The organism is Actinomadura sp. ATCC 39365, assembly GCF_054392275.1.
In genome coordinates this window covers 6,765,988-6,784,150 of sequence record NZ_CP184335.1, presented here as the reverse complement: position 1 = coordinate 6,784,150, position 18,163 = coordinate 6,765,988, and the positions used below count along the sequence as shown (strand labels likewise).

Annotated in this window: 15 protein-coding genes, 1 pseudogene and 1 riboswitch; of the genes and pseudogenes, 8 read left to right on the top strand and 8 right to left on the bottom strand. The window is 72.9% G+C overall.

Annotated elements, in window-relative coordinates; translation table 11 throughout:
* Nucleotides 1–16 precede the first annotated feature (16 nt).
* A riboswitch (glycine riboswitch) is annotated at nt 17–113 on the top strand.
* 166 nt (nt 114–279) lie between these two features.
* Both gcvP and ACNF49_RS33205 read left to right on the top strand, forming a co-directional pair.
* Complete coding sequence (gene gcvP, locus ACNF49_RS33210; RefSeq protein ID WP_357975616.1) at nt 280–3,105, top strand: aminomethyl-transferring glycine dehydrogenase; 2,826 nt, start codon at nt 280–282, stop codon at nt 3,103–3,105.
* A 126-nt stretch (nt 3,106–3,231) separates the two neighbouring features.
* Nucleotides 3,232–4,032 carry a tetratricopeptide repeat protein gene (locus tag ACNF49_RS33205; RefSeq protein ID WP_482940034.1) on the top strand — a complete coding sequence of 267 codons (801 nt, stop codon included), beginning with the start codon at nt 3,232–3,234 and terminating at the stop codon, nt 4,030–4,032.
* Between the two features lie 54 nt (nt 4,033–4,086).
* On the opposite strand, the gene ACNF49_RS33200 is transcribed toward ACNF49_RS33205, so the two are convergent.
* Entirely contained in the window at nt 4,087–4,443 is a 357-nt protein-coding gene (locus ACNF49_RS33200) for a hypothetical protein (protein WP_482940033.1), read from the bottom strand.
* Between the two features lie 82 nt (nt 4,444–4,525).
* Between ACNF49_RS33200 and ACNF49_RS33195 the strand changes: the two genes are divergently transcribed.
* Nucleotides 4,526–5,161, top strand: a complete 636-nt coding sequence (locus ACNF49_RS33195; protein WP_357975625.1) for an alpha/beta hydrolase family protein — start codon at nt 4,526–4,528, stop codon at nt 5,159–5,161.
* On the opposite strand, the gene ACNF49_RS33190 is transcribed toward ACNF49_RS33195, so the two are convergent.
* From ACNF49_RS33190 to ACNF49_RS33170, 5 genes are all read right to left on the bottom strand, one after another.
* Entirely contained in the window at nt 5,118–5,315 is a 198-nt protein-coding gene (locus ACNF49_RS33190) for a DUF5999 family protein (RefSeq protein ID WP_125637444.1), read from the bottom strand. The genes ACNF49_RS33195 and ACNF49_RS33190 overlap by 44 nt on opposite strands.
* A gap of 198 nt (nt 5,316–5,513) precedes the next feature.
* Nucleotides 5,514–6,074: a TetR/AcrR family transcriptional regulator C-terminal domain-containing protein gene (locus tag ACNF49_RS33185; protein ID WP_357975627.1), complete on the bottom strand. Its 561-nt coding sequence runs from the start codon at nt 6,072–6,074 to the stop codon at nt 5,514–5,516.
* Between the two features lie 603 nt (nt 6,075–6,677).
* Nucleotides 6,678–8,015: an RNA polymerase sigma factor gene (locus ACNF49_RS33180; RefSeq protein ID WP_357975630.1), complete on the bottom strand. Its 1,338-nt coding sequence runs from the start codon at nt 8,013–8,015 to the stop codon at nt 6,678–6,680.
* 172 nt (nt 8,016–8,187) lie between these two features.
* Nucleotides 8,188–8,502, bottom strand: a complete 315-nt coding sequence (locus ACNF49_RS33175) for a hypothetical protein (protein WP_357975633.1) — start codon at nt 8,500–8,502, stop codon at nt 8,188–8,190.
* A gap of 46 nt (nt 8,503–8,548) precedes the next feature.
* Nucleotides 8,549–9,694, bottom strand: coding sequence for an AMP-binding protein (locus tag ACNF49_RS33170; RefSeq protein ID WP_357975636.1), 1,146 nt, complete (start codon nt 9,692–9,694; stop codon nt 8,549–8,551).
* Nucleotides 9,695–9,776: 82 nt separating this feature from the next.
* On the opposite strand from ACNF49_RS33170, the gene ACNF49_RS33165 reads away from it, so the two are divergent.
* Nucleotides 9,777–10,670, top strand: a complete 894-nt coding sequence (locus ACNF49_RS33165; RefSeq protein ID WP_482945621.1) for an o-succinylbenzoate synthase — start codon at nt 9,777–9,779, stop codon at nt 10,668–10,670.
* A pseudogene (gene menD, locus ACNF49_RS33160) lies at nt 10,667–12,327 on the top strand (2-succinyl-5-enolpyruvyl-6-hydroxy-3-cyclohexene-1-carboxylic-acid synthase). Before ACNF49_RS33165 ends, menD begins: the two are co-directional and overlap by 4 nt.
* Here menD and ACNF49_RS33155 read toward each other — a convergent pair.
* Together ACNF49_RS33155 and ACNF49_RS33150 are read right to left on the bottom strand one after the other, a co-directional pair.
* Nucleotides 12,317–13,210 (bottom strand): 5'-3' exonuclease, encoded by an 894-nt coding sequence (locus ACNF49_RS33155; RefSeq protein ID WP_482945620.1) that lies wholly within the window; start codon nt 13,208–13,210, stop codon nt 12,317–12,319. The pseudogene menD and the gene ACNF49_RS33155 overlap by 11 nt on opposite strands.
* 10 nt (nt 13,211–13,220) lie before the next feature.
* Nucleotides 13,221–14,468 (bottom strand): PP2C family protein-serine/threonine phosphatase, encoded by a 1,248-nt coding sequence (locus ACNF49_RS33150; RefSeq protein ID WP_357975642.1) that lies wholly within the window; start codon nt 14,466–14,468, stop codon nt 13,221–13,223.
* 176 nt (nt 14,469–14,644) lie between these two features.
* On the opposite strand from ACNF49_RS33150, the gene ACNF49_RS33145 reads away from it, so the two are divergent.
* From ACNF49_RS33145 to ACNF49_RS33135, 3 genes are all read left to right on the top strand, one after another.
* Nucleotides 14,645–15,760, top strand: a complete 1,116-nt coding sequence (locus tag ACNF49_RS33145) for a M24 family metallopeptidase (RefSeq protein WP_357975645.1) — start codon at nt 14,645–14,647, stop codon at nt 15,758–15,760.
* Nucleotides 15,761–15,764: 4 nt separating this feature from the next.
* A complete protein-coding gene (locus ACNF49_RS33140; RefSeq protein ID WP_482940032.1) occupies nt 15,765–16,430 on the top strand; it encodes a protein phosphatase 2C domain-containing protein in 666 nt (221 codons plus the stop codon).
* A 696-nt stretch (nt 16,431–17,126) separates the two neighbouring features.
* The gene (locus ACNF49_RS33135) at nt 17,127–17,993 is read left to right on the top strand and encodes a terpene synthase family protein (RefSeq protein WP_482940031.1); all 867 of its coding nucleotides are present in this window, start codon (nt 17,127–17,129) and stop codon (nt 17,991–17,993) included.
* Nucleotides 17,994–18,163 lie beyond the last annotated feature (170 nt).

Below are 18,163 nucleotides of genomic sequence, written 5' to 3'. Positions count from 1 at the left end.
GACAGAGTAAGGCTGATGACCCCGTGCGGGAGAGTCCCTGGGCTTCGGTCCTGGGGCGCCGAAGGAGCAACCCTCCCCGGAATCTCTCAGGCATCCCGTACCGCTCGGGTGAGGCAACTCTGGAAAGCAGGTGCGCCCGCCAGGCGCACCTCACCGACGGTGCAAGCCCCACGGTGGGGTGAAGCTCTCAGGTCGCGATGACGTCGCGATGACAGAGGGGGAGATCCGGCACTCGCCCGCGCCCTGGCGCCGGTCTCCAAGCCTCGGGAGGCAACCTCCATGACCGACCTGTCCGCTCCGCCGTTCTCGTCCAGGCACATCGGCCCATCCGAGTCCGAGCAGCAGCGCATGCTCGAGGCGGTGGGCTTCGAGTCCGTCGGCGATCTGGTGGCCGTGGCCGTGCCCGAGGCCATCAGGGTCAAGGACCGGCTCAAGCTGCCGGCCGCCGCGAGCGAGACCGAGGCCATCGCCGAGCTGCGCGAACTGGCCTCCCGCAACCGGGTGCTGACCTCCATGATCGGCCTGGGCTACCACGACACCGTCACGCCCGCCGTCATCCGGCGCAACCTGCTGGAGAACCCGGGCTGGTACACCGCGTACACGCCGTACCAGCCGGAGATCTCGCAGGGCCGCCTGGAGGCGCTGCTGAACTTCCAGACGGTCGTCTCCGACCTGACCGGCCTCGACGTCGCCGGCGCCTCCCTGCTGGACGAGGCCACCGCCGCGGCCGAGGCCATGACGCTGGCCCGCCGGGCCGGCAAGTCCAAGAGCGACGTGTTCGTGGTCGACGCCGACACGCTGCCCCAGACCAAGGCCGTGCTGGCCACCCGCGCCGAGCCGCTCGGCATCACGCTGGTCGAGCACGACCTCGACGGCGAGCTGCCCGAGTGCTTCGGCGTGCTCGTCCAGTACCCGGGCGCCTCGGGCCGTCTGCGCGACTTCCGCGACGTGGCCGCCAGGGCGCACGAGGCGGGCGCGATCGTCGTGGCCGCCGCCGACCTGCTGGCCCTCACGCTCGTGGCCGCTCCCGGCGAGCTGGGCGCCGACATCGCCATCGGCTCCTCCCAGCGCTTCGGCGTCTCCTTCGGGTTCGGCGGGCCGCACGCGGCCTACATGTCCGTACGCGAGGGCCTGCAGCGGCAGATGCCCGGCCGCCTGGTCGGCGTGTCGGTCGACGTCGACGGCGACCCCGCCTACCGGCTGGCCCTGCAGACCCGCGAGCAGCACATCCGCCGCGAGAAGGCCACCAGCAACATCTGCACCGCCCAGGTCCTGCTGGCCGTGATCGCCGGCATGTACGCCGTCTACCACGGCCCCGAGGGCCTGCGCCGGATCGCGCACCGCGTGCACCGGCACGCCGTCGCGCTGGCCGGCGGGCTGCGCGAGGCCGGCCTGGAGGTCGTGCACGGCGAGTTCTTCGACACCGTGCTCGTCCGCGTGCCCGGCAGGGCCGCCGAGGTGGTGGCCGCCGCCGCCGAGCGGGGCGTCAACCTGTGGCAGGCCGACGACGACCACGTCTCGATCGCCTGCGACGAGAAGACCGGCGCGGCCGAGCTGGTCAAGGTGTGGGCCGCCTTCGGCGTCGAACGCGAGGAGGTGGCGCTGGAGGCCGACGCGCTGCCGGCCGAGCTGCTGCGCGAGTCGGACTACCTGACCCACCCGGTCTTCCACAGCCACCGCTCCGAGACCGCGATGCTGCGCTACCTGCGCAGGCTCCAGGACAAGGACATCGCGCTCGACCGTTCGATGATCCCGCTCGGCTCGTGCACGATGAAGCTGAACGCGACCACCGAGATGGAGCCGATCACCTGGCCGGAGTTCGCCGGCGTGCACCCGTACGCGCCGGAGGCCCAGACCGAGGGCTACCGGGAGCTCATCGGCACCCTGGAGGGCTGGCTGGCCGAGGTGACCGGCTACGACGCGGTCTCCATCCAGCCGAACGCCGGCTCCCAGGGCGAGTTCGCCGGTCTGCTGGCCATCCGGGCCTACCACCAGGCCAACGGCGACACCGGGCGCGACGTGTGCCTGATCCCGTCCTCGGCCCACGGCACGAACGCGGCCAGCGCCGTCATGGCGGGCATGCGGGTCGTGGTCGTGGCCTGCGACAGCGACGGGAACATCGACCTGGCCGACCTCGACGCCAAGATCGCCAAGCACCGCGAGAAGCTCGCCGCGATCATGGTGACGTACCCGTCCACGCACGGCGTGTACGAGGAGTCGATCACCGAGGTCTGCGCCAAGGTGCACGAGGCCGGCGGCCAGGTCTACGTCGACGGCGCCAACCTCAACGCCCTGGTGGGCCTGGCCAAGCCGGGCGAGTTCGGCGCCGACGTGTCCCACCTCAACCTGCACAAGACGTTCTGCATCCCGCACGGCGGCGGCGGCCCCGGCGTCGGCCCGGTCGCGGTCCGCGGCCACCTGGCGGCCTACCTGCCCGGCCACCCGCTGCGCGACGGCGGCCCGGTCGGCCCGGTCTCGGCCGCCCCGTACGGCTCGGCGGGCATCCTGCCGATCTCGTGGGCGTACGTGCGGATGATGGGCTCCGAGGGCCTCACGGCGGCCACCGAGCAGGCCATCCTGTCGGCCAACTACCTGGCCCGGCGGCTGGCCCCGCACTACCCGGTGCTCTACACCGGCCGCGGCGGCCTGGTGGCCCACGAGTGCATCGTGGACCTGCGCCAGATCACCAAGGAGACCGGCGTCACCGTCGACGACGTGGCCAAGCGCCTGATCGACTACGGCTTCCACGCGCCGACCATGTCGTTCCCGGTGGCCGGGACGCTGATGATCGAGCCGACCGAGAGCGAGGACCTGGACGAGCTCGACCGGTTCGTGGACGCCATGATCGCCATCCGCGGCGAGATCGCCAAGGTGGCCTCGGGCGACTACGACAAGACCGACAACCCGCTGCGCAACGCGCCGCACACGGCCGAGTCGGTCACCGCCGACGAGTGGGCCCACCCGTACTCGCGGACCGAGGCGGCCTACCCGGTGGCCTCGCTGCGCGAGGGCAAGTACTGGGTGCCGGTGCGCCGCATCGACCAGGCGTACGGCGACCGCAACCTGGTGTGCTCCTGCCCGCCGCTGGAGGCGTACGAGGACTGATCCGCCGCCGCGGGTCCCCGTCCGGGGGCCCGCGCCGGACCCGGCCAGTCCCACACCGTCAAGTGAGCAGACATGATCGCGACGAGCCGTTAGGCTCGGTGCGATCCGTCGCCGGAAGGAGCTCTCTTGACGTTCTCAGAGCTGGAGACCCCGCCTCTCGACACCGCCCGCCGCCTGGCCGAGGGCGGCGACCTCGAGGGTGCGGCGGCGATACTGACCGAGCTGGTCGCCGACCACGACAGCCCCGACCGGGCCCAGGCGGCCGTGGGGCTGGCCGTGGTGCTCGACGAGCGCGGCGACACCGAGGCCGCCCGAGCCGCGGCCCGCACCGCGCTGGCCACCGGCCATCCCGAGTACGCCGCCCAGGCCGCCTGCCACCTGGCCCAGGGCTTCGAACGCGAGGGCCGCGACGACCAGGCCAGGGCCGCCTGGCAGGCCGTGCTCGGCGTCGGCACGCCGGCCTACGTCCCGCTGGCGCACCTCGCGCTGGCCCGGCTGGCCGGCAGCCCGCAGGAGGCCGGCAAGGAGCTGCGCTCCGCCCTCGACGCGAGTCTCGACGCCGGCGACGCCGAGGCCGCCGCGCACGCGGCCCGCCAGCTCGCCGAGACGCTGCTGGAGTACGGCGACCCGGGGGAGGCGGCCGGGCTGCTGCTGGACGCGCTGGAGTTCGCCCCGGCGCGGGAACTGCCTGGGCTGCGGGTGCTGCTCGGCATCGCGCACCTGGAACTGGCCTGCGCGGAGTTCGCCGAGGCCGTCGAGAGCGGGGCCGACCCCCAGACGGGCGCGCTGGCCATCGAGCTGCTGGCGCGCACGCTGCCGCTGCGCGGGCGCACCGAGGACGCCGGCCGGGTGTGGACCTACGGCCTCGAACACGAGGACCTGACCATGGCCGCCGAGGTCCGGCTGCGTTTCCACCGCGACACCTGACCGCCCGCTGAGCGCGGCCCCTGAGCGCGGCCCCTGAGTGCGGCCGGGGAGGGCTCAGCCGCGGCGCATGATGGCCACGGCGGCGGCCAGGTTGATGGCGACGATCGCCAGCCACGTGATCGTCAGGCCGACCAGCCCCGAGTTGCCGGCCGCGATGGCGGTCAGCGGGATGCCGAGGCCCATCGAGCCCAGCGCGATGGGGATCATCGCCGCGCCGTTGTTCTGCCGCTGCCTGGGCTTGGCCGGGGCGAGGCCGTGGCCGTCCAGCTCGGCCTGGACGCGGGCGGCGATGGTGGCGTCGAGCCGTTCGACGAAGGACTCGACGAGCGCGGCCTCGTAGTCGGGACCGAGGTCGCGGCGGGCGTCGAGGGTGGCCTGCAGGTCATCCCGGATGGGGCGCATCTCTGGCATAAGGGTCATCATCCCGGTTGTCCGGCGCGCCGTCATCAGACCTGGGGGCCAACGGCGGATCCTCCCCAGGTACGGTGCTGCCATGGAGATCATGACTCCGAGGGGGCCGGCGCTGGTGCAGGTCGACGAGGCGGCCGAGCCCCGGCTGCTGCTGGTGCTGACCCATGGCTCGGCCGGGGGAGTGGACGCGCCCGACCTGCTGGCCGTCCGCGACGCCGCACTCGGGGTGGGGGCGACCGTGGCCAGGGTGTCGCAGGCGTTCCGGGTCGCGGGGGCGCGGGCGCCGGGGTCGGCCGCCAGGCAGGACGAGGCCTGGGAAGCGGTGCTGGGCGAGCTGCGCGCCGGCTGGCCGGGGTTGCCGCTGGTGCAGGGCGGCCGGAGCAACGGCGCCCGGGTGGCCTGCCGTACGGCCTCGGCGGTGGGCGCGGCGGCGGTGGTGGCGCTGGCCTTCCCGCTGCACCCGCCCGGCAAGCCGGAGCGGTCCAGGGCCGAGGAGCTGCGCGGGGCCGGCGTGGACGTACTGGTGGTCAACGGGGACCGGGATCCGTTCGGAGTGCCGGATCCCGCGGACTGCGCCCGGCTGGTGGTGCTGCCGGGCGAGGGCCACGACCTGAAGCGGGACCCCGCCCGGGTGGGCGAGGTCGTGGCCCGGTGGATCGGCGGCTACGCCGCCGTCAGGCGGCGCCCACCAGGGGGTCGGGCCGGTGCGGCGCGATGACGGTGCCGCTGGGCAGGAGCTCCCCGGTGTCCTCGAACAGGACGACGCCGTTGCAGAGAAGGCTCCACCCCTGCTCGGGGTGGCATGCGAGGGTGCGTGCTGCCTCGCGGTCCGGCGCCTCGGCAGACGGACAGGCCGGGTCGTGCGGGCACATCGGCGTGCCTCCGATATCTCGTGGGTGCTCCCGGGAGAGGGACGGGAGCGGCTCGGGTTTGTTGTTCTGGCAAGTGTGCGACGTGTGTCACACGGTCCGACATAGCCCGTTCGGACTGTTACAGGAGGATCCCCCGGTCGTGTGACCTTCGACACAGCGTGCCTTATGCAGGATAACGGGCCAAGCGCGACACGCGCACTACGTTTGCAACCCCTTGAGCAAAGCGTCGAGCCCTCTTTCGAAGTCCACATCCGCTCTTTCGTCCCGCCTGACCCATTCATCGACTTCTGGGTCAGCCCATCCTGATTGCTGGACTTCGACCGCCACGCTGCCGAACACGAACGCCCGCAGCGCGCGCACGGCCTCCGGGGCGTCGCTCAGACCCCCTTCGGCGAGCTGCTCGGTCTGCTCCCTGATGGCGACGGCGGTGGCGCCCTTGGGCGGCTTGGTCAGGGCCAGCGCGAGCACGCCCGGATGCTCGCGCAGCAGCTCCCGGCCCGCCCGGCACCACGCCCTGGCCGTCTCCTGCCAGGTGGCGGCCTGCTCCACGTGTACGGACGTGACGTGCTCGGCCAGCGCGTCCATCAGCGCCTCCTTGCCGCGGGGCAGGTGGTGGTAGATGGCCATGGCCTCCACCTCCAGAGCGTCGCCCAGCCGGCGCATGGTGAGCCGGCGCAGCCCCTGGCTGTCGGCGATGTGGAGTGCGGCCTCGATGATGCGCTCGCGGGAGAGTGGGACGGGAGGTCTCTTTGCGGGCATGGTGATCATCTTACTGGGCGGCCCCGTCCGTCGCCCGGTGTTCTGAGGCGGTGTCGGACGGCGTACCCTTGTGGGTTGAACAGCAAAGACTGCGTGAAGGGCAGGGTCGATGGCGTTTTTCCGTCCGCGCGTGAGCCGGGAGGCCGAGGTTCGCTACCACGCGGACCAGGAGATCTCCAAGGGCTTCCCGCAGCTGCTTGACAAGGCCAGGCAGGCCGAGCAGATCGTGCGCGACCTGCGTGCCGCCGCGGCCGACGAGATCGAGCTGCTGGCGGCGGGCCGGGCGTTCGACGTCGCGCTGACCGAGGCGCTGCGGGCCGCCGAGGCCGGGCAGCGGGCCACGTTCGGTGTGCGTTCGTACGACGACCGCATCGCGCGCCGCAAGGCCAGGGCCACCCCCGCGGGGCCATGTGGACGGCCGAGGTCGACCGGCTGCGTACGCTGCGCGAGGAGAACCGTATGTGGGGCATCCCGCGCGTGCCCCGGCCGGTGCCCGCCACCGTCTGACCGAAGGCACACGATAGCCCCGGCGCCGTGCGCGTCGGGGCTATTCGTGCGTTCCGGGCCGTCACCGTCAGGTCCTGACGGCCGGGGCGGTGCGGGTCAGCTGGCCCAGTCGAGCAGGGGGCGGGTGTTGCTCGGGTGGCGCAGCTTCGACAGCGACTCCTTCTCCAGCTGGCGGATGCGCTCGCGGGTCAGGCCGAGGTGCTTGCCGATCTCGTCCAGCGTGTGCGGCTTGCCGTCCACCAGGCCGAACCGCAGGGCCATGATCTTCGCCTCGCGCGGCGAGAGGTTGTCGAGCACGCCGCGCAGCTGGTCGCCCAGCAGCTGGCGGTCGACGATCTCCGACGCCTCCGGCGAGTCGACGTCCTCGATGAGGTCGCCGATCGTGGTCTCGCCGTCCTCGCCGATGGTCGCGTTGAGCGAGATCGGCTGGCGGCTGGTGCGCAGCAGCTCCTCGATCTGGTCCGGCGTCTTGTCGAGCTCGACGGCCAGCTCCTCGGGCGTGGGCTCGCGGCCCAGCCTCTGGTGCATGTCCCGCTCGACCCGCGACAGCTTGGAGAGCATCTCCAGCACGTGCACGGGCAGCCGGATCGTCCGGGCGGAGTCGGCGAAGCCGCGCTGGATGGCCTGCCGGATCCACCACATGGCGTAGGTGGAGAACTTGAAGCCCTTGGTGTAGTCGAACTTCTCCACGGCCCTGATCAGCCCCAGGTTGCCCTCCTGGACGACGTCCAGCAGGGACATGCCGCGGTCGGTGTACTTCTTGGCCACCGAGACCACCAGGCGCAGGTTGGCCTCCAGCATGTGGTCCTTGGCCTGCCGGCCGTCCTCGATGACCAGGTGCAGGTCGTCGCGCACGGACGGCGGCGCGTCCGGGTCGGTCTCCAGCTTGTACTCGGCGTACAGGCCGGCCTCGATCCGGCGGGCCAGCTCGACCTCCTGGGCGGCGGTGAGCAGGGTACGGCGGCCGATCGACTTCAGGTACGTGTGCACCGAGTCGCCCATCACGGACTGGGTGTCGTCCAGGTCCATGGCCTCGGTCTCGATCTCGGCGTCCTCGGCCGTGAGTTCGAGGTCGTCGGGGGCCACGTCCTCCTCGTGCTCCGGCTTGCCGTCCACCGGGTTTTTTGCCTCGGCGGCCGTGCGGCCGGTAGCCTTTGCCCCGGAAGCCTTCCTCGGCTTGGGGGCGCTCTTGTTCGCGGTCTTCTGGGTGGTCTTCCTGGCGGCGGTCTTGGCCAGCGACGGCTCGTTCTCGGCAGCCAGGCTCACACCGGCCTCCGAGAGCTCGCGCAGGATCGTGCGGCCTTCAGAGGGGCTGATGCCGGCCTCGGCGAACGCGTCACGCAGCTCCGCCAGAGAAAGGTGACCCTGGGCTCGCCCTCGTTCAATGAGCTGGTCGAGAGTCGCGGGTGGGGTCGCCACGGCGGTTCTGGGCATGAGGACACCTCCTCCGTACGGAGTCGAAGCGATCAGGCAGGTTGTGGTGGGGCGGTGGTCAATCTCCGCACGGCGCACCAGTATCAATAACGCCATCCACCGCTATTTGTTCCCGGAGGGATGAAAAAGGGGCGGAACGCCCAGAGGGCGCGCCACCCCCGGGAGGCGGGAACTACTCCGCCACCTCGAAGCTTCCGGTCCCCTCGGGCATGGGCATGGGCTCGGCCTCTTCCATGCGCTTGTCGGTCCAGTAGTCGATGACCTCGCGTGGATCGGGATTGACCTCCGTGGAGACCACGACGCCCTCGGTGTCGCCGGGCGAGGGCACCGGCCGGCCGGTCGGCGACGTCTGCTCGACCACGGCCCGGGTCTCCCTGGCGACCGCGTCGAGCTTGCCCGCCGAGGCGGCCGCCGCGACCGACGCGCCGCCGACGACGATCACGCCGACGACCGCCGCGGACGCCCACATCTTGCGGGTCTGGTTCATGAAGGCTCCCTTCCTTCTCTCCCCGTTATGACGCAGCCGCACCGCGTCAGGTTCCTGTACGCAGCCGTACGAGATCGGTCTTGCCGTTGGGCAGCAGCGGCAGGCGGGGGAGAAGGCGCAGGCCGCGCGGCGCGGCGTGGGCGGGCAGCCGGTCGCGGCAGTAGGCGCGCAGCTCGGCCAGCGTGGGCGGCGCGGCCGGGTCGGCCGGCACCACGAACGCCGTGACCGCCTCGCCCCACTCCGGGTCGGGCAGTCCGGCCACGGCCACGTCGGCGACCTCGGGGTGCGTGCCGAGCACCGCGCTCACCACGCCGGCCACGACCTTCTCGCCGCCGGTGTTGACGACGTCGTCGGCCCGGCCGAGCACGCGCAGCCGGCCGCCGTTCAGCTCGCCGAGGTCGGAGGTGACGAACCAGTCGCCGTCGAACGCGGTCCGCCCGCCGAAGCGGTAGCCGGAGAAGAGCACCGGCCCGGCGATCCTGATCAGGCCGTCCTCGCCGATTTTGAGATCTACATCGTAAAGGGGGCGGCCGTCGTAGACGCAGCCGCCGCACGTCTCGCTCATCCCGTACGTGGTGAACACCCGCGCGCCGAGCTCCACGGCCCGCTCGACCAGCCCGGCCCTGGGCGCCGCGCCGCCGAGCAGGATCGTGCGGAACACCGACAGGTCGGCGCCCGCCTCGACCAGCCGGTGGAGCTGCGTCGGCACCAGGGAGACGTGGTGGGCGCCCGAGGACAGCACGGCCCGCACGTCGAAGGAGGGGTGGATGATCGGCTCGCTGCCCGACAGCAGGGCGCGGACCAGCACCTGCAGGCCGGAGACGTGCGAGACGGGCAGGCAGCACAACCACCGGTCGCCCTCGGCGGCCCCGATCCTGCTCAGCGAGGCCGACGCCGAGGCGCGCAGCGCGGAGGCCGACAGCTGCACGCCCTTGGGCGCGCCGGTGCTGCCACTGGTGGCGATGACGACCGCCACGTCGCCCGGGACGCCTTCGCCGCCGGGCCACGGCTCGCCGCCGGCGTGCGTGGGGCGCAGGGCCTGGAGGGCCTGGTGCTCGTGGCCCGGCTGGAGCGGCAGGACGGCCGGGCCGTCGCCGGAGAGCGCGTCGCGGATCGCGGTGAAAAGGCCGGGGCCGGGAGGCTGCACAATGGCATGCAGCGGACGGTCCGGATGCGACGGGTTCCTCCACATGCTCGTAAGGTTAATGGCGACAGGTCGGACACAGGTGCAGGGTAGGGTCGTGACGCGTTCTCCCGTGGTCTTCCGGATTCCGATGCGGACGCGGTTTCGCGGGCAGACCGTCAGGGAAGGCGTGCTGCTGCACGGCCCGGCGGGCTGGGGCGAGTTCTCCCCGTTCCCCGAGTACGGTCCGCGCGAGTGCGCCCGCTGGCTGGCATGCGCCCGTGAGGCCGCCTTCGAAGGCTGGCCGGAGCCGGTGCGCGACCGCGTCCCGGTCAACGCGACCGTCCCGGCGGTCGACGCCGAGCAGGCCCACGAGCTGGTGCGGGGCTCCGGCTGCGGCACGGCGAAGGTCAAGGTGGCCGAGCGCGGCCAGACGTTCGCCGACGACCTGGCGCGGGTGGAGGCGGTGCGTGACGCCCTGGGGCCCTCCGGGCGGCTGAGGGTCGACGTCAACGGCGCCTGGGAGGTCGACGAGGCCGTCACCCGGCTCAAGCGGCTCGACCGGTTCGGCCTGGAGTACGCCGAGCAGCCGTGCGCGACCCTGGAGGAGCTGGCCGCGGTGCGCAGGGCGGTCGACGTGCCGATCGCGGCCGACGAGTCGATCCGGCGCGCCGAGGACCCGCTGCGGGTCAGGGCGGCCGAGGCGGCCGACATCGCGGTGGTCAAGGTGCAGCCGCTGGGCGGGGTGCGCGCCGCGCTGCGGGTGGTGGAGTCGTGCGGGCTGCCCGCCGTGGTCTCCAGTGCCGTGGAGACGTCCGTGGGTCTGGCCGCGGGGGTCGCGCTGGCGGCGGCGCTGCCGTCGCTGCCGTACGCGTGCGGGCTCGGCACGATGTCGTTGCTGGCGGGCGACGTGGTGGACGACTCGCTGGTGCCCGTGGACGGCTGGCTTGAGGTGCGACGCCCCTCGGTGAATTTTCAGCATTTGTCGGAATTTGAGATTGAATCTCCCCAGTGGCTCGGCCGGATGCAGGAGGCGTCACTTTGAACCCCGCAACCGCGCTGGCCACCGTGCTCGTCGACGAGCTGGTGCGCTGCGGCCTGACCGACGTGGTGCTCGCCCCCGGCTCCCGCTCGGCCCCCTGGCCCTGGCGCTGCACGCCGAGTCGCGGGTGCGCCTGCACGTCCGCATCGACGAGCGCTCGGCCTCCTTCCTCGCGCTCGGCCTGGCCAAGCGCTCCGAGCGGCCGGTGGCGCTGATCTGCTCCTCCGGCACGGCCGCGGCCAACTTCCATCCGGCGGTGATCGAGGCCGACGAGTCGGGCGTGCCGCTGCTCGTCCTCACCGCCGACCGTCCGCCCGAGCTGCGCGGCACCGGCGCCAACCAGACGATCGACCAGGTCAAGCTGTACGGCACCGCCGTCCGCTGGTTCGCCGAGGTCGGCGTGCCCGAAGACCGTCCCGGCATGGTCGCCTACTGGCGTTCGCTGGCCTGCCGCGCCTACCAGCGGGCCGCCGGGGCGGCCAACCCCGGCCCCGTGCACCTCAACCTGGCCTTCCGTGAGCCGCTGATCCCCGACGGCGACACGAGCTGGTCCGAGCCGCTCGACGGCGGCGCGAACGGCCCCTGGGTGCGGGCCCGCGTCGCGCCCCCGCCCATCGCCCTGCACATCCCGCCCACCAGGCGCGGCGTGCTCGTCGTCGGCGACGGCGCGGCCAACGTCCGGCGCTACGTGGCCGCCGCCGGCATGGCCGGCTGGCCGGTGCTGTCGGAGCCCAACGGCGGCGCCCGCTACGGCGACCACTCCATCTCCAGCTACCACTACCTGCTCGGCACGCCCGAGTTCGCCGACTCCCACCGCCCCGACGTGGTCGTCACGCTGGGCCGGCCCGGCCTGTCGCGGCCGCTGCTGTCATGGCTGAAGCGGACGGACGAGCACATCGTGGTCGCCCCCGACCTCGACCGCTGGCCCGACCCCACCAGGTCGGCCACCCAGGTCGCACAAGCCGTGGAGATCCCGGTGGCCTCCGGCGACGACAGCTGGCTGCACGCCTGGCGGCAGGCCGACACGGCCGTCCGGTCGGCCCTCGACGCGGTCCTGGACGTCTCCGGCACCTCCGAGCCGCGCCTGGCCCGCGACCTGGCCGACGCGCTGCCCAACGGCGCGCTGCTGTTCTGCGGCTCCTCGATGCCGATCAGGGACCTCGACCAGTTCATGCGGCCGCGGCGCGGCATCAGGCTCATGGCCAGCCGGGGCGCCTCGGGCATCGACGGGCTGGTGTCCACGGCCATGGGGGCCGCGCTGGCGCACAACGGGCCCTCGTACGCGCTGCTCGGCGACCTGTCGTTCCTGCACGACCAGAACGGGCTGATCCTCGGCCCCCGCGAGCCCAGGCCGGACCTGTGCATGGTGGTCGTCAACAACGACGGCGGCGGCATCTTCTCGCTGCTGCCGCAGGCGGCGGTGCGCGACCCGTTCGAGCGGGTCTTCGGCACGCCGCACGGCGTCGACCTGGCCTACGCCGCCGCCGCGAGCGGGACGCCGTACACGCTGCTCGGGGACGTCAGCGAGCTGTCCAAGGCGATGCGCGGCGAGGGGCCGCGGGTGGTGGAGGTGCGCACCGACCGCGAGGAGAACGCCGCCGTGCACGGCCGCCTGCGCGAGGCGGCCCAGGACGCCGTGCGCGAGTTCCTCAGCTCCTGAGCGCCTCCAGCAGGCGGTTGAGCGGGCTGTCGAGGCCGTGGCGGTCGGCCAGGGCCACCAGGGCCTCCGGGTCGCGCGGCTTGTCGGGCAGCGTCAGGTCGGCGGCGGGCAGCGGCGCGTCGGAGGCCACCTCGACAACGGCGGGCGCGGCGGCGAGGTAGTCGCGGGCGGCGGCCAGGCGGTTGCGGCTGCCGGCCGGGAAGCCCTCGGTGACGCCGGAGTCGAGCGCCTCCAGCAGGGCGGCGAGCGAGCCGAACCGGGTGATCAGGGCCGCCGCCGTCTTCTCGCCGACGCCGGGCACGCCGGGCAGGCCGTCGCTGGGGTCGCCGCGCAGGGTGGCGAAGTCGGCGTAGGCGCGGCCGGGGACGCCGTACTTGGCGGCGACGAACGCCTCGTCGACGAACTGCAGGTTGCGGATGCCGCGCGCGGTGTAGAGGACGCGGACCGGGCGCGAGTCGTCGACCAGCTGGAACAGGTCGCGGTCGCCGGTGACGATCTCGACGGCGCCCTCGGCCTGGTGGGTGAGGGTGCCGATCACGTCGTCGGCCTCGTAGCCGGGCGACTCGGGACGGGCGATGCCCACGGCGTCGAGGACCTGGTTGATCACGGCGATCTGCGGCACCAGCGCCTCGGGCACCTCCTCGACGTCGCCGTGGGCCACCCGGTGGGCCTTGTAGGTCGGGATCGCCGCCACCCTGAAGGCGGGCCGCCAGTCGGCGTCCATGGTGGCGGCCAGCGCCGTCGGGGAGTGTTGACGGACCAGCGTGGCGATCATGTCGATGAGCCCGCGCACCGCGTTGACCGGGGAGCCGTCGGGCGCCTTGACCGACTCGGGCACGCCGTAGAAGGCACGGAAGTAGAGGGACGGTGTGTCCAGAAGCATGAGCACCCGTCTATGGTCGCACTCCCGCCGCCCTCCCGTCCGGCTCCGGGACGGCGACGGCCAGCAGGCACGCGTCGTCCTCGGGGTTGGGGCCGCCGATGCGGGCCAGGAGGCGGTCGAGCCCGGCTTCGAGGTCGTGGGCGGACAGGCCGCCGGCGGCCGCCAGCACCAGCTCCAGGCCGACGTCGATGTCGCGGGTGCGCCGCTCGACCAGCCCGTCGGTGAACATCAGCAGCAGGTCGCCGGGGCGCAGCCGGGTGCGGGCCAGCTCGTAGGGCCGCCCGGAGACCGCGCCGAGCAGCACGCCCGCCGGCCTGCCCAGCCGGGCCGCCCGGCCCCCGCGCACCAGGATGGGGTCGAGGTTGCCCGCCTGCCCCCAGGTGAACAGCAGCGTGGCGGGGTCGAGGTGGCCGATGACGGCCGTGGCGGTGGTGTCCTTCAGCTGGTGCAGGACGAGGTCGTTGAGCCACGACAGCAGGCGGTCGGCGGGGCGGCCGGTCATGGTGAGGCCGACGAGGGCGTGGCGCAGGTGGGCCATGTGGGCGATGGCGGGCAGCCCGTGGCCCGACACGTCGCCGATGGCCAGCAGCAGGCGGCCGTCGGGCGTGGTCGCGGCCTCGAACCAGTCGCCGCCCAGGCTCGCGGTCTTCTCGGCCGGCACGTAGCGGACGGCGATCCTGGCCCCCGGCAGGTCGAGGCAGCCGGTGGGCGCGGGCAGGATGGCCTCGCGCAGCGCCAGCATCACGTTGCGCTCCTCGGCCGCCTGCTCGCGGGCCTCCAGGAGCTGGCGGCGCGACTCCGACATCATGCGCTCGGCCCTGCGGCGGCCGGTGATGTCCTGGATGACGCCGTGCATGCCGACCGGGCCGCCGGGCGACATCAGCGGTTCGAGCACGACGCGCAGGTCGCGCAGCTCGCCCGTGCCGCGCCTGACGCGGAACTCGGCGTGCACGGGCTCGACGCCCTCCACCACGTGCCACAGCAGCCGGTCGAGCGCGTCGAGGTCGGCCGGCTCGACCATGGCGGCCAGGTCGGGAAGGGACAGCGGCCCCTCCTCACGGTCTCTTCCGAAGATCGCGTAGACCTGGTCGGACCAGATGGCGGCCCCGGTGCGCAGGTTCCATTCGGCCCAGCCCATGTTGCCCAGCCGCTCGGCGTGGGCCAGCCGGACGGCCAGCAGCTCCGCGCCCGCCCCGCGTGCCCGCCCGTGCGGGGCCTTCTGCCTGACCAGCTCTGCCGCGCCTGCGAAGTCGACCATGGCCTCACTCTCAAAGTGCAGTGGAACTGGACAATTGGTCCCACACTACGTGATCAATGTGGAACGGAGTGTAGTCATGGGCTCTCATGTTGTGAGAAGTTTTCGCGGATTTTAGCCCTCGGCGGACAAGCGGCCTGCTGGAGTGGGGGCACCGGCCGTCCGAGTAGATTTGGCTCGTGACGTCCTCAGACCTGTATCCCGTGTCCCGTCTTGCCGCCGCGCAGGAGGCCACCGCCAAGGCCGGCCTCGACGCCCTGCTGCTCACCCCCGGGCCCGACCTGCGCTATGTCAGCGGCTACGACGCCAAGCCGCTGGAGCGGCTGACCTGCCTCGTGGTGCCCGCCTCGGGGGAGGCGTACATGATGGTGCCCCGCCTTGAGCTGCCGGCCGCGCAGGCCTCGCCCGCCTCCCGGCTCGGGCTGGAGTTCGTGGCCTGGGACGAGACCGACGACCCCTACAGCATCGCCGCCTCCCGGCTGGGCCGGGTGGCCAAGGTGGGGCTCGCCGACCGCATGTGGGCCATGTCGTCGCTGCGCTTCCGCGACGTGCTGCCGGAGGCCGAGCAGGTGCTGGCCGGCACGGTGCTGCGCGACCTGCGCATGCGCAAGTCGCCGGCCGAGGTGGCGGCCCTGCGCGAGGCCGGCGAGGCCATCGACGCGGTCCACCGGCAGGTGCCGGAGCTGCTGCGCGCCGGTCGCACCGAGCGCGAGGTGGGCCGCGACATCGCCGAGGCGATCCTGGCCGCCGGCCACGCCACGGTCGACTTCGTCATCGTCGCCTCCGGGCCCAACGGCGCCAGCCCCCACCACGACGTGTCCGACCGGGTGATCCAGGCCGGCGAGCCGGTCGTGGTCGACATCGGCGGCCAGCTCCACAACGGCTACTGCTCCGACTCCACCCGCACCTACTGCGTGGGCGAGCCGCCCGCCGAGTTCGCCGCCTACTACGAGGTGCTGCGCCGCGCCCAGGAAGCCGCCTGCGCCGCGGTGCGGCCGGGCGTGTCGTGCGAGTCGATCGACGCGGCGGCCCGCGAGGTCATCGCCGAGGCGGGCTACGGCGACTACTTCATCCACCGCACCGGCCACGGCATCGGCATCGAGACGCACGAGGAGCCCTACATCGTCTCGGGCAACGACGAGCCGATGGAGGCCGGGTTCGCCTTCTCCGTCGAGCCCGGCATCTACCTGCCCGGCCGCCACGGCGCCCGCATCGAGGACATCGTCGTCTGCACCGAGACCGGCGGCGAGCGGCTGAACAACACGCCGCGCGAGCTGGTGACCGTCCAGCCGTAACGGCATGTTCACTGAGGTCAGGTACGCCACCCGGCCCGGGTCGGCGCGGCCCAACGAGGACCTGGCGGTGGCCGGGCCCTCGTGGGCGGTCGTGCTCGACGGGGCCACGGCGGCGGCCGGGGCCGGCGGCGGCTGCGCCCACGGCGTCGCCTGGCTGGTCGGGCGGCTCGGCGGGGCATTGGCCGCCGGGCTGGCCGCCGGTGGGCGCTCGTCGCTGGCCGACATCCTGGCCGAGGCCATCTCCGTCACCATGGGCGCCCATTCGGGCACGTGCGACCTGGGCGACCCCGACTCGCCGTCCGCCACCGTGGCCATGATGCGTCTCGGTGGGGGAGTGGTGGAGTACCTCGTACTGGGGGACTCCCCGGTGGTGCTCGCGCGGGCCGGCGGCGGGGCCGAGGTCATCGGCGACGACCGGGTGGAGCGGCTGCCGGGCGGACGGCCGTACTCGCCGGCGCTGGTGCGGCGCATGCGCAACGCCGAGGGCGGGTTCTGGGTGGCCTCCACCCGGCCCGAGGCCGCCGGGCAGGCGGTCAGCGGGGTCGTGGAGGCGTCCGGGCTGCTGGGGGCCGGGCTGTTCACCGACGGGGTGACCCGGCTGGTGGAGTGGTACGGGTGGAGCTGGGAGGCCGTGCTGGCCGAGCTGGTCGGCGGGGGCCGGGGGCGTTGATCTCGGCCGTACGGGGGTTGGAGGTCGAACGCGGGGCGGTCCGCGGCAAACCCCACGACGACGCCACCGCCCTCTGGGCCGCTTTCCCTTCCCCACCCTGACGTCGCCTCCCTCCTGACGTCGCCTTCTGTGTGACCCGTCCTCCCGCTTGGCTTGCGCCGTCGGCCTGCCGCTGTCTCGGGACCGGTCGACGGCCTCCCCGCCTGATTCGGCCTCCGGCGTGACCCCCGTCTCTCGCCTGGCTCGGCCTCTTGGTCTGACCTGGTTCCCGGACTGTCCCTTGATCGGGTCGCTAGATCCCGTTTCCGTCACATCCCGCGTGGCTTGCGCCGCTGGCATGCCGCGAACTCTGGACCGGTCTCCGGCCGCCCGGCTTGGCCCGGTCTCCTGGCTTGGCCCGGCCTGATGCTGACCGGCTGGCTCCTGTCTTGCCTGGGACTCGGTGGGACGTCTCTGGCTTGTGGCGGGCCTGGTCGGTTTTCTGTGGCGCCTGGGGTGACCGGGCGGTTGGTAGTGGTTGGGGGGCGTTTGGTCGGGTGCCTCTGGCCCGGTTCTGGTGTGGGGGTGGGCGGGGGGAGGTGGGGATGGCTTGATGGGGTGTATGTGATCATGAAAGGATTCTTCGGCAGGTGCATTCGTCCGGCCGGCTGTTGGGGGGCGTCGCCATGAGCTGTGTACCGTGCGGGTGGCCCTAGGGTGCCCGGCGAGGAGCTGGACGAGGCGTACCGGCTCGGCCGCACCTGCGCCCTGGCCGCCGAGTGCGGCAGGGACCTGCGGCGTTGCGCCCAGCTGTACGACGGCCTGTTCCTCGGCGCCGCCTTCGACGCCGAGTTCTACCAGGCCCTGACCCTCGGCACGGCCTTCAGTGCCCCCTGGGCGGGCGCGGGCGGGCTGAAGGCGGTCAACCGCAGCGCCCTGTGGGTGCTGGCCGTCGGCCGCCTGGTCGACCACACCGCCACCACCCGCGAGCAGGTCGACCGGCTGACGCGCGAGTGCATGGAGGTCGCCGGCGGCGCGGTGCCGCGGTCGCCGGTCACCCGCTTCCTGGCCGACCTGCGTGACGAGCTGGCCACAGTCGAGGGGTCCGGGCCGGCGCAGCGACTCTGGCACGACCAGCTCGCCCGGACGCTGGCCGGGATGGCCAGGGCCTGGGTGTGGCGGGACACCCGGGCCGTGCCCACGCTGGAGCGCTACCTCGACAACGCCGACAGCCGCGGCTCCTGCTTCGTGGACCTGTCCCACTGGATCTACACCGGCGACGGCTGGACCAGGGGCCACCTGGAGGAGCTGCGGGCGGTCAGCCGCCAGGTGCAGCGTTACCTGCACCTGCTCGGCGACGTCGCCTCCTACCGCAGGGACCTGAGCTGGGGCGATCTCAACGTGCTGGGGCTCGGGGTCACCGGCGGCGAGGTCACCACGGCGATGGACGGCCTGGCCCGCGAGGCGACCGGCCTGATCGAGACGCTGCGCGGCTGCAGCCCGCGGACGGCCGCCTACCTGGGCCGACGGATCGGCTTCAACGCCGGCTTCACCGGCATTTCGGACCCGGACCACGCAACCTAACGATCTCGTCGAATAAGCTGACAAGCCTCTTGACCACCTGTCGCCCGCCAGGCGATTTATGGGACTAGCGACGATAAATCGTGACATTTGGTTCGTTGTAAAAGTTTATGTCTTGAGTGGAAAATGTGGCGTTGCTAGGGTGACTCGATGCCAGGCACGTCGAACGGCCT

What these genes read in the sequence shown, in the direction of transcription:
- gcvP (WP_357975616.1), top strand. Translation starts at nt 280, where the DNA reads ATGACCGACCTGTCCGCTCCGCCGTTCTCGTCCAGGCACATCGGCCCA.
- ACNF49_RS33200 (WP_482940033.1), bottom strand. Translation starts at nt 4,443, where the DNA reads ATGCCAGAGATGCGCCCCATCCGGGATGACCTGCAGGCCACCCTCGAC.
- ACNF49_RS33195 (WP_357975625.1), top strand. Translation starts at nt 4,526, where the DNA reads ATGGAGATCATGACTCCGAGGGGGCCGGCGCTGGTGCAGGTCGACGAG.
- ACNF49_RS33190 (WP_125637444.1), bottom strand. Translation starts at nt 5,315, where the DNA reads ATGTGCCCGCACGACCCGGCCTGTCCGTCTGCCGAGGCGCCGGACCGC.
- ACNF49_RS33185 (WP_357975627.1), bottom strand. Translation starts at nt 6,074, where the DNA reads ATGCCCGCAAAGAGACCTCCCGTCCCACTCTCCCGCGAGCGCATCATC.
- ACNF49_RS33180 (WP_357975630.1), bottom strand. Translation starts at nt 8,015, where the DNA reads ATGCCCAGAACCGCCGTGGCGACCCCACCCGCGACTCTCGACCAGCTC.
- ACNF49_RS33175 (WP_357975633.1), bottom strand. Translation starts at nt 8,502, where the DNA reads ATGAACCAGACCCGCAAGATGTGGGCGTCCGCGGCGGTCGTCGGCGTG.
- ACNF49_RS33170 (WP_357975636.1), bottom strand. Translation starts at nt 9,694, where the DNA reads ATGTGGAGGAACCCGTCGCATCCGGACCGTCCGCTGCATGCCATTGTG.
- ACNF49_RS33165 (WP_482945621.1), top strand. Translation starts at nt 9,777, where the DNA reads ATGCGGACGCGGTTTCGCGGGCAGACCGTCAGGGAAGGCGTGCTGCTG.
- ACNF49_RS33155 (WP_482945620.1), bottom strand. Translation starts at nt 13,210, where the DNA reads ATGCTTCTGGACACACCGTCCCTCTACTTCCGTGCCTTCTACGGCGTG.
- ACNF49_RS33150 (WP_357975642.1), bottom strand. Translation starts at nt 14,468, where the DNA reads ATGGTCGACTTCGCAGGCGCGGCAGAGCTGGTCAGGCAGAAGGCCCCG.
- ACNF49_RS33140 (WP_482940032.1), top strand. Translation starts at nt 15,765, where the DNA reads ATGTTCACTGAGGTCAGGTACGCCACCCGGCCCGGGTCGGCGCGGCCC.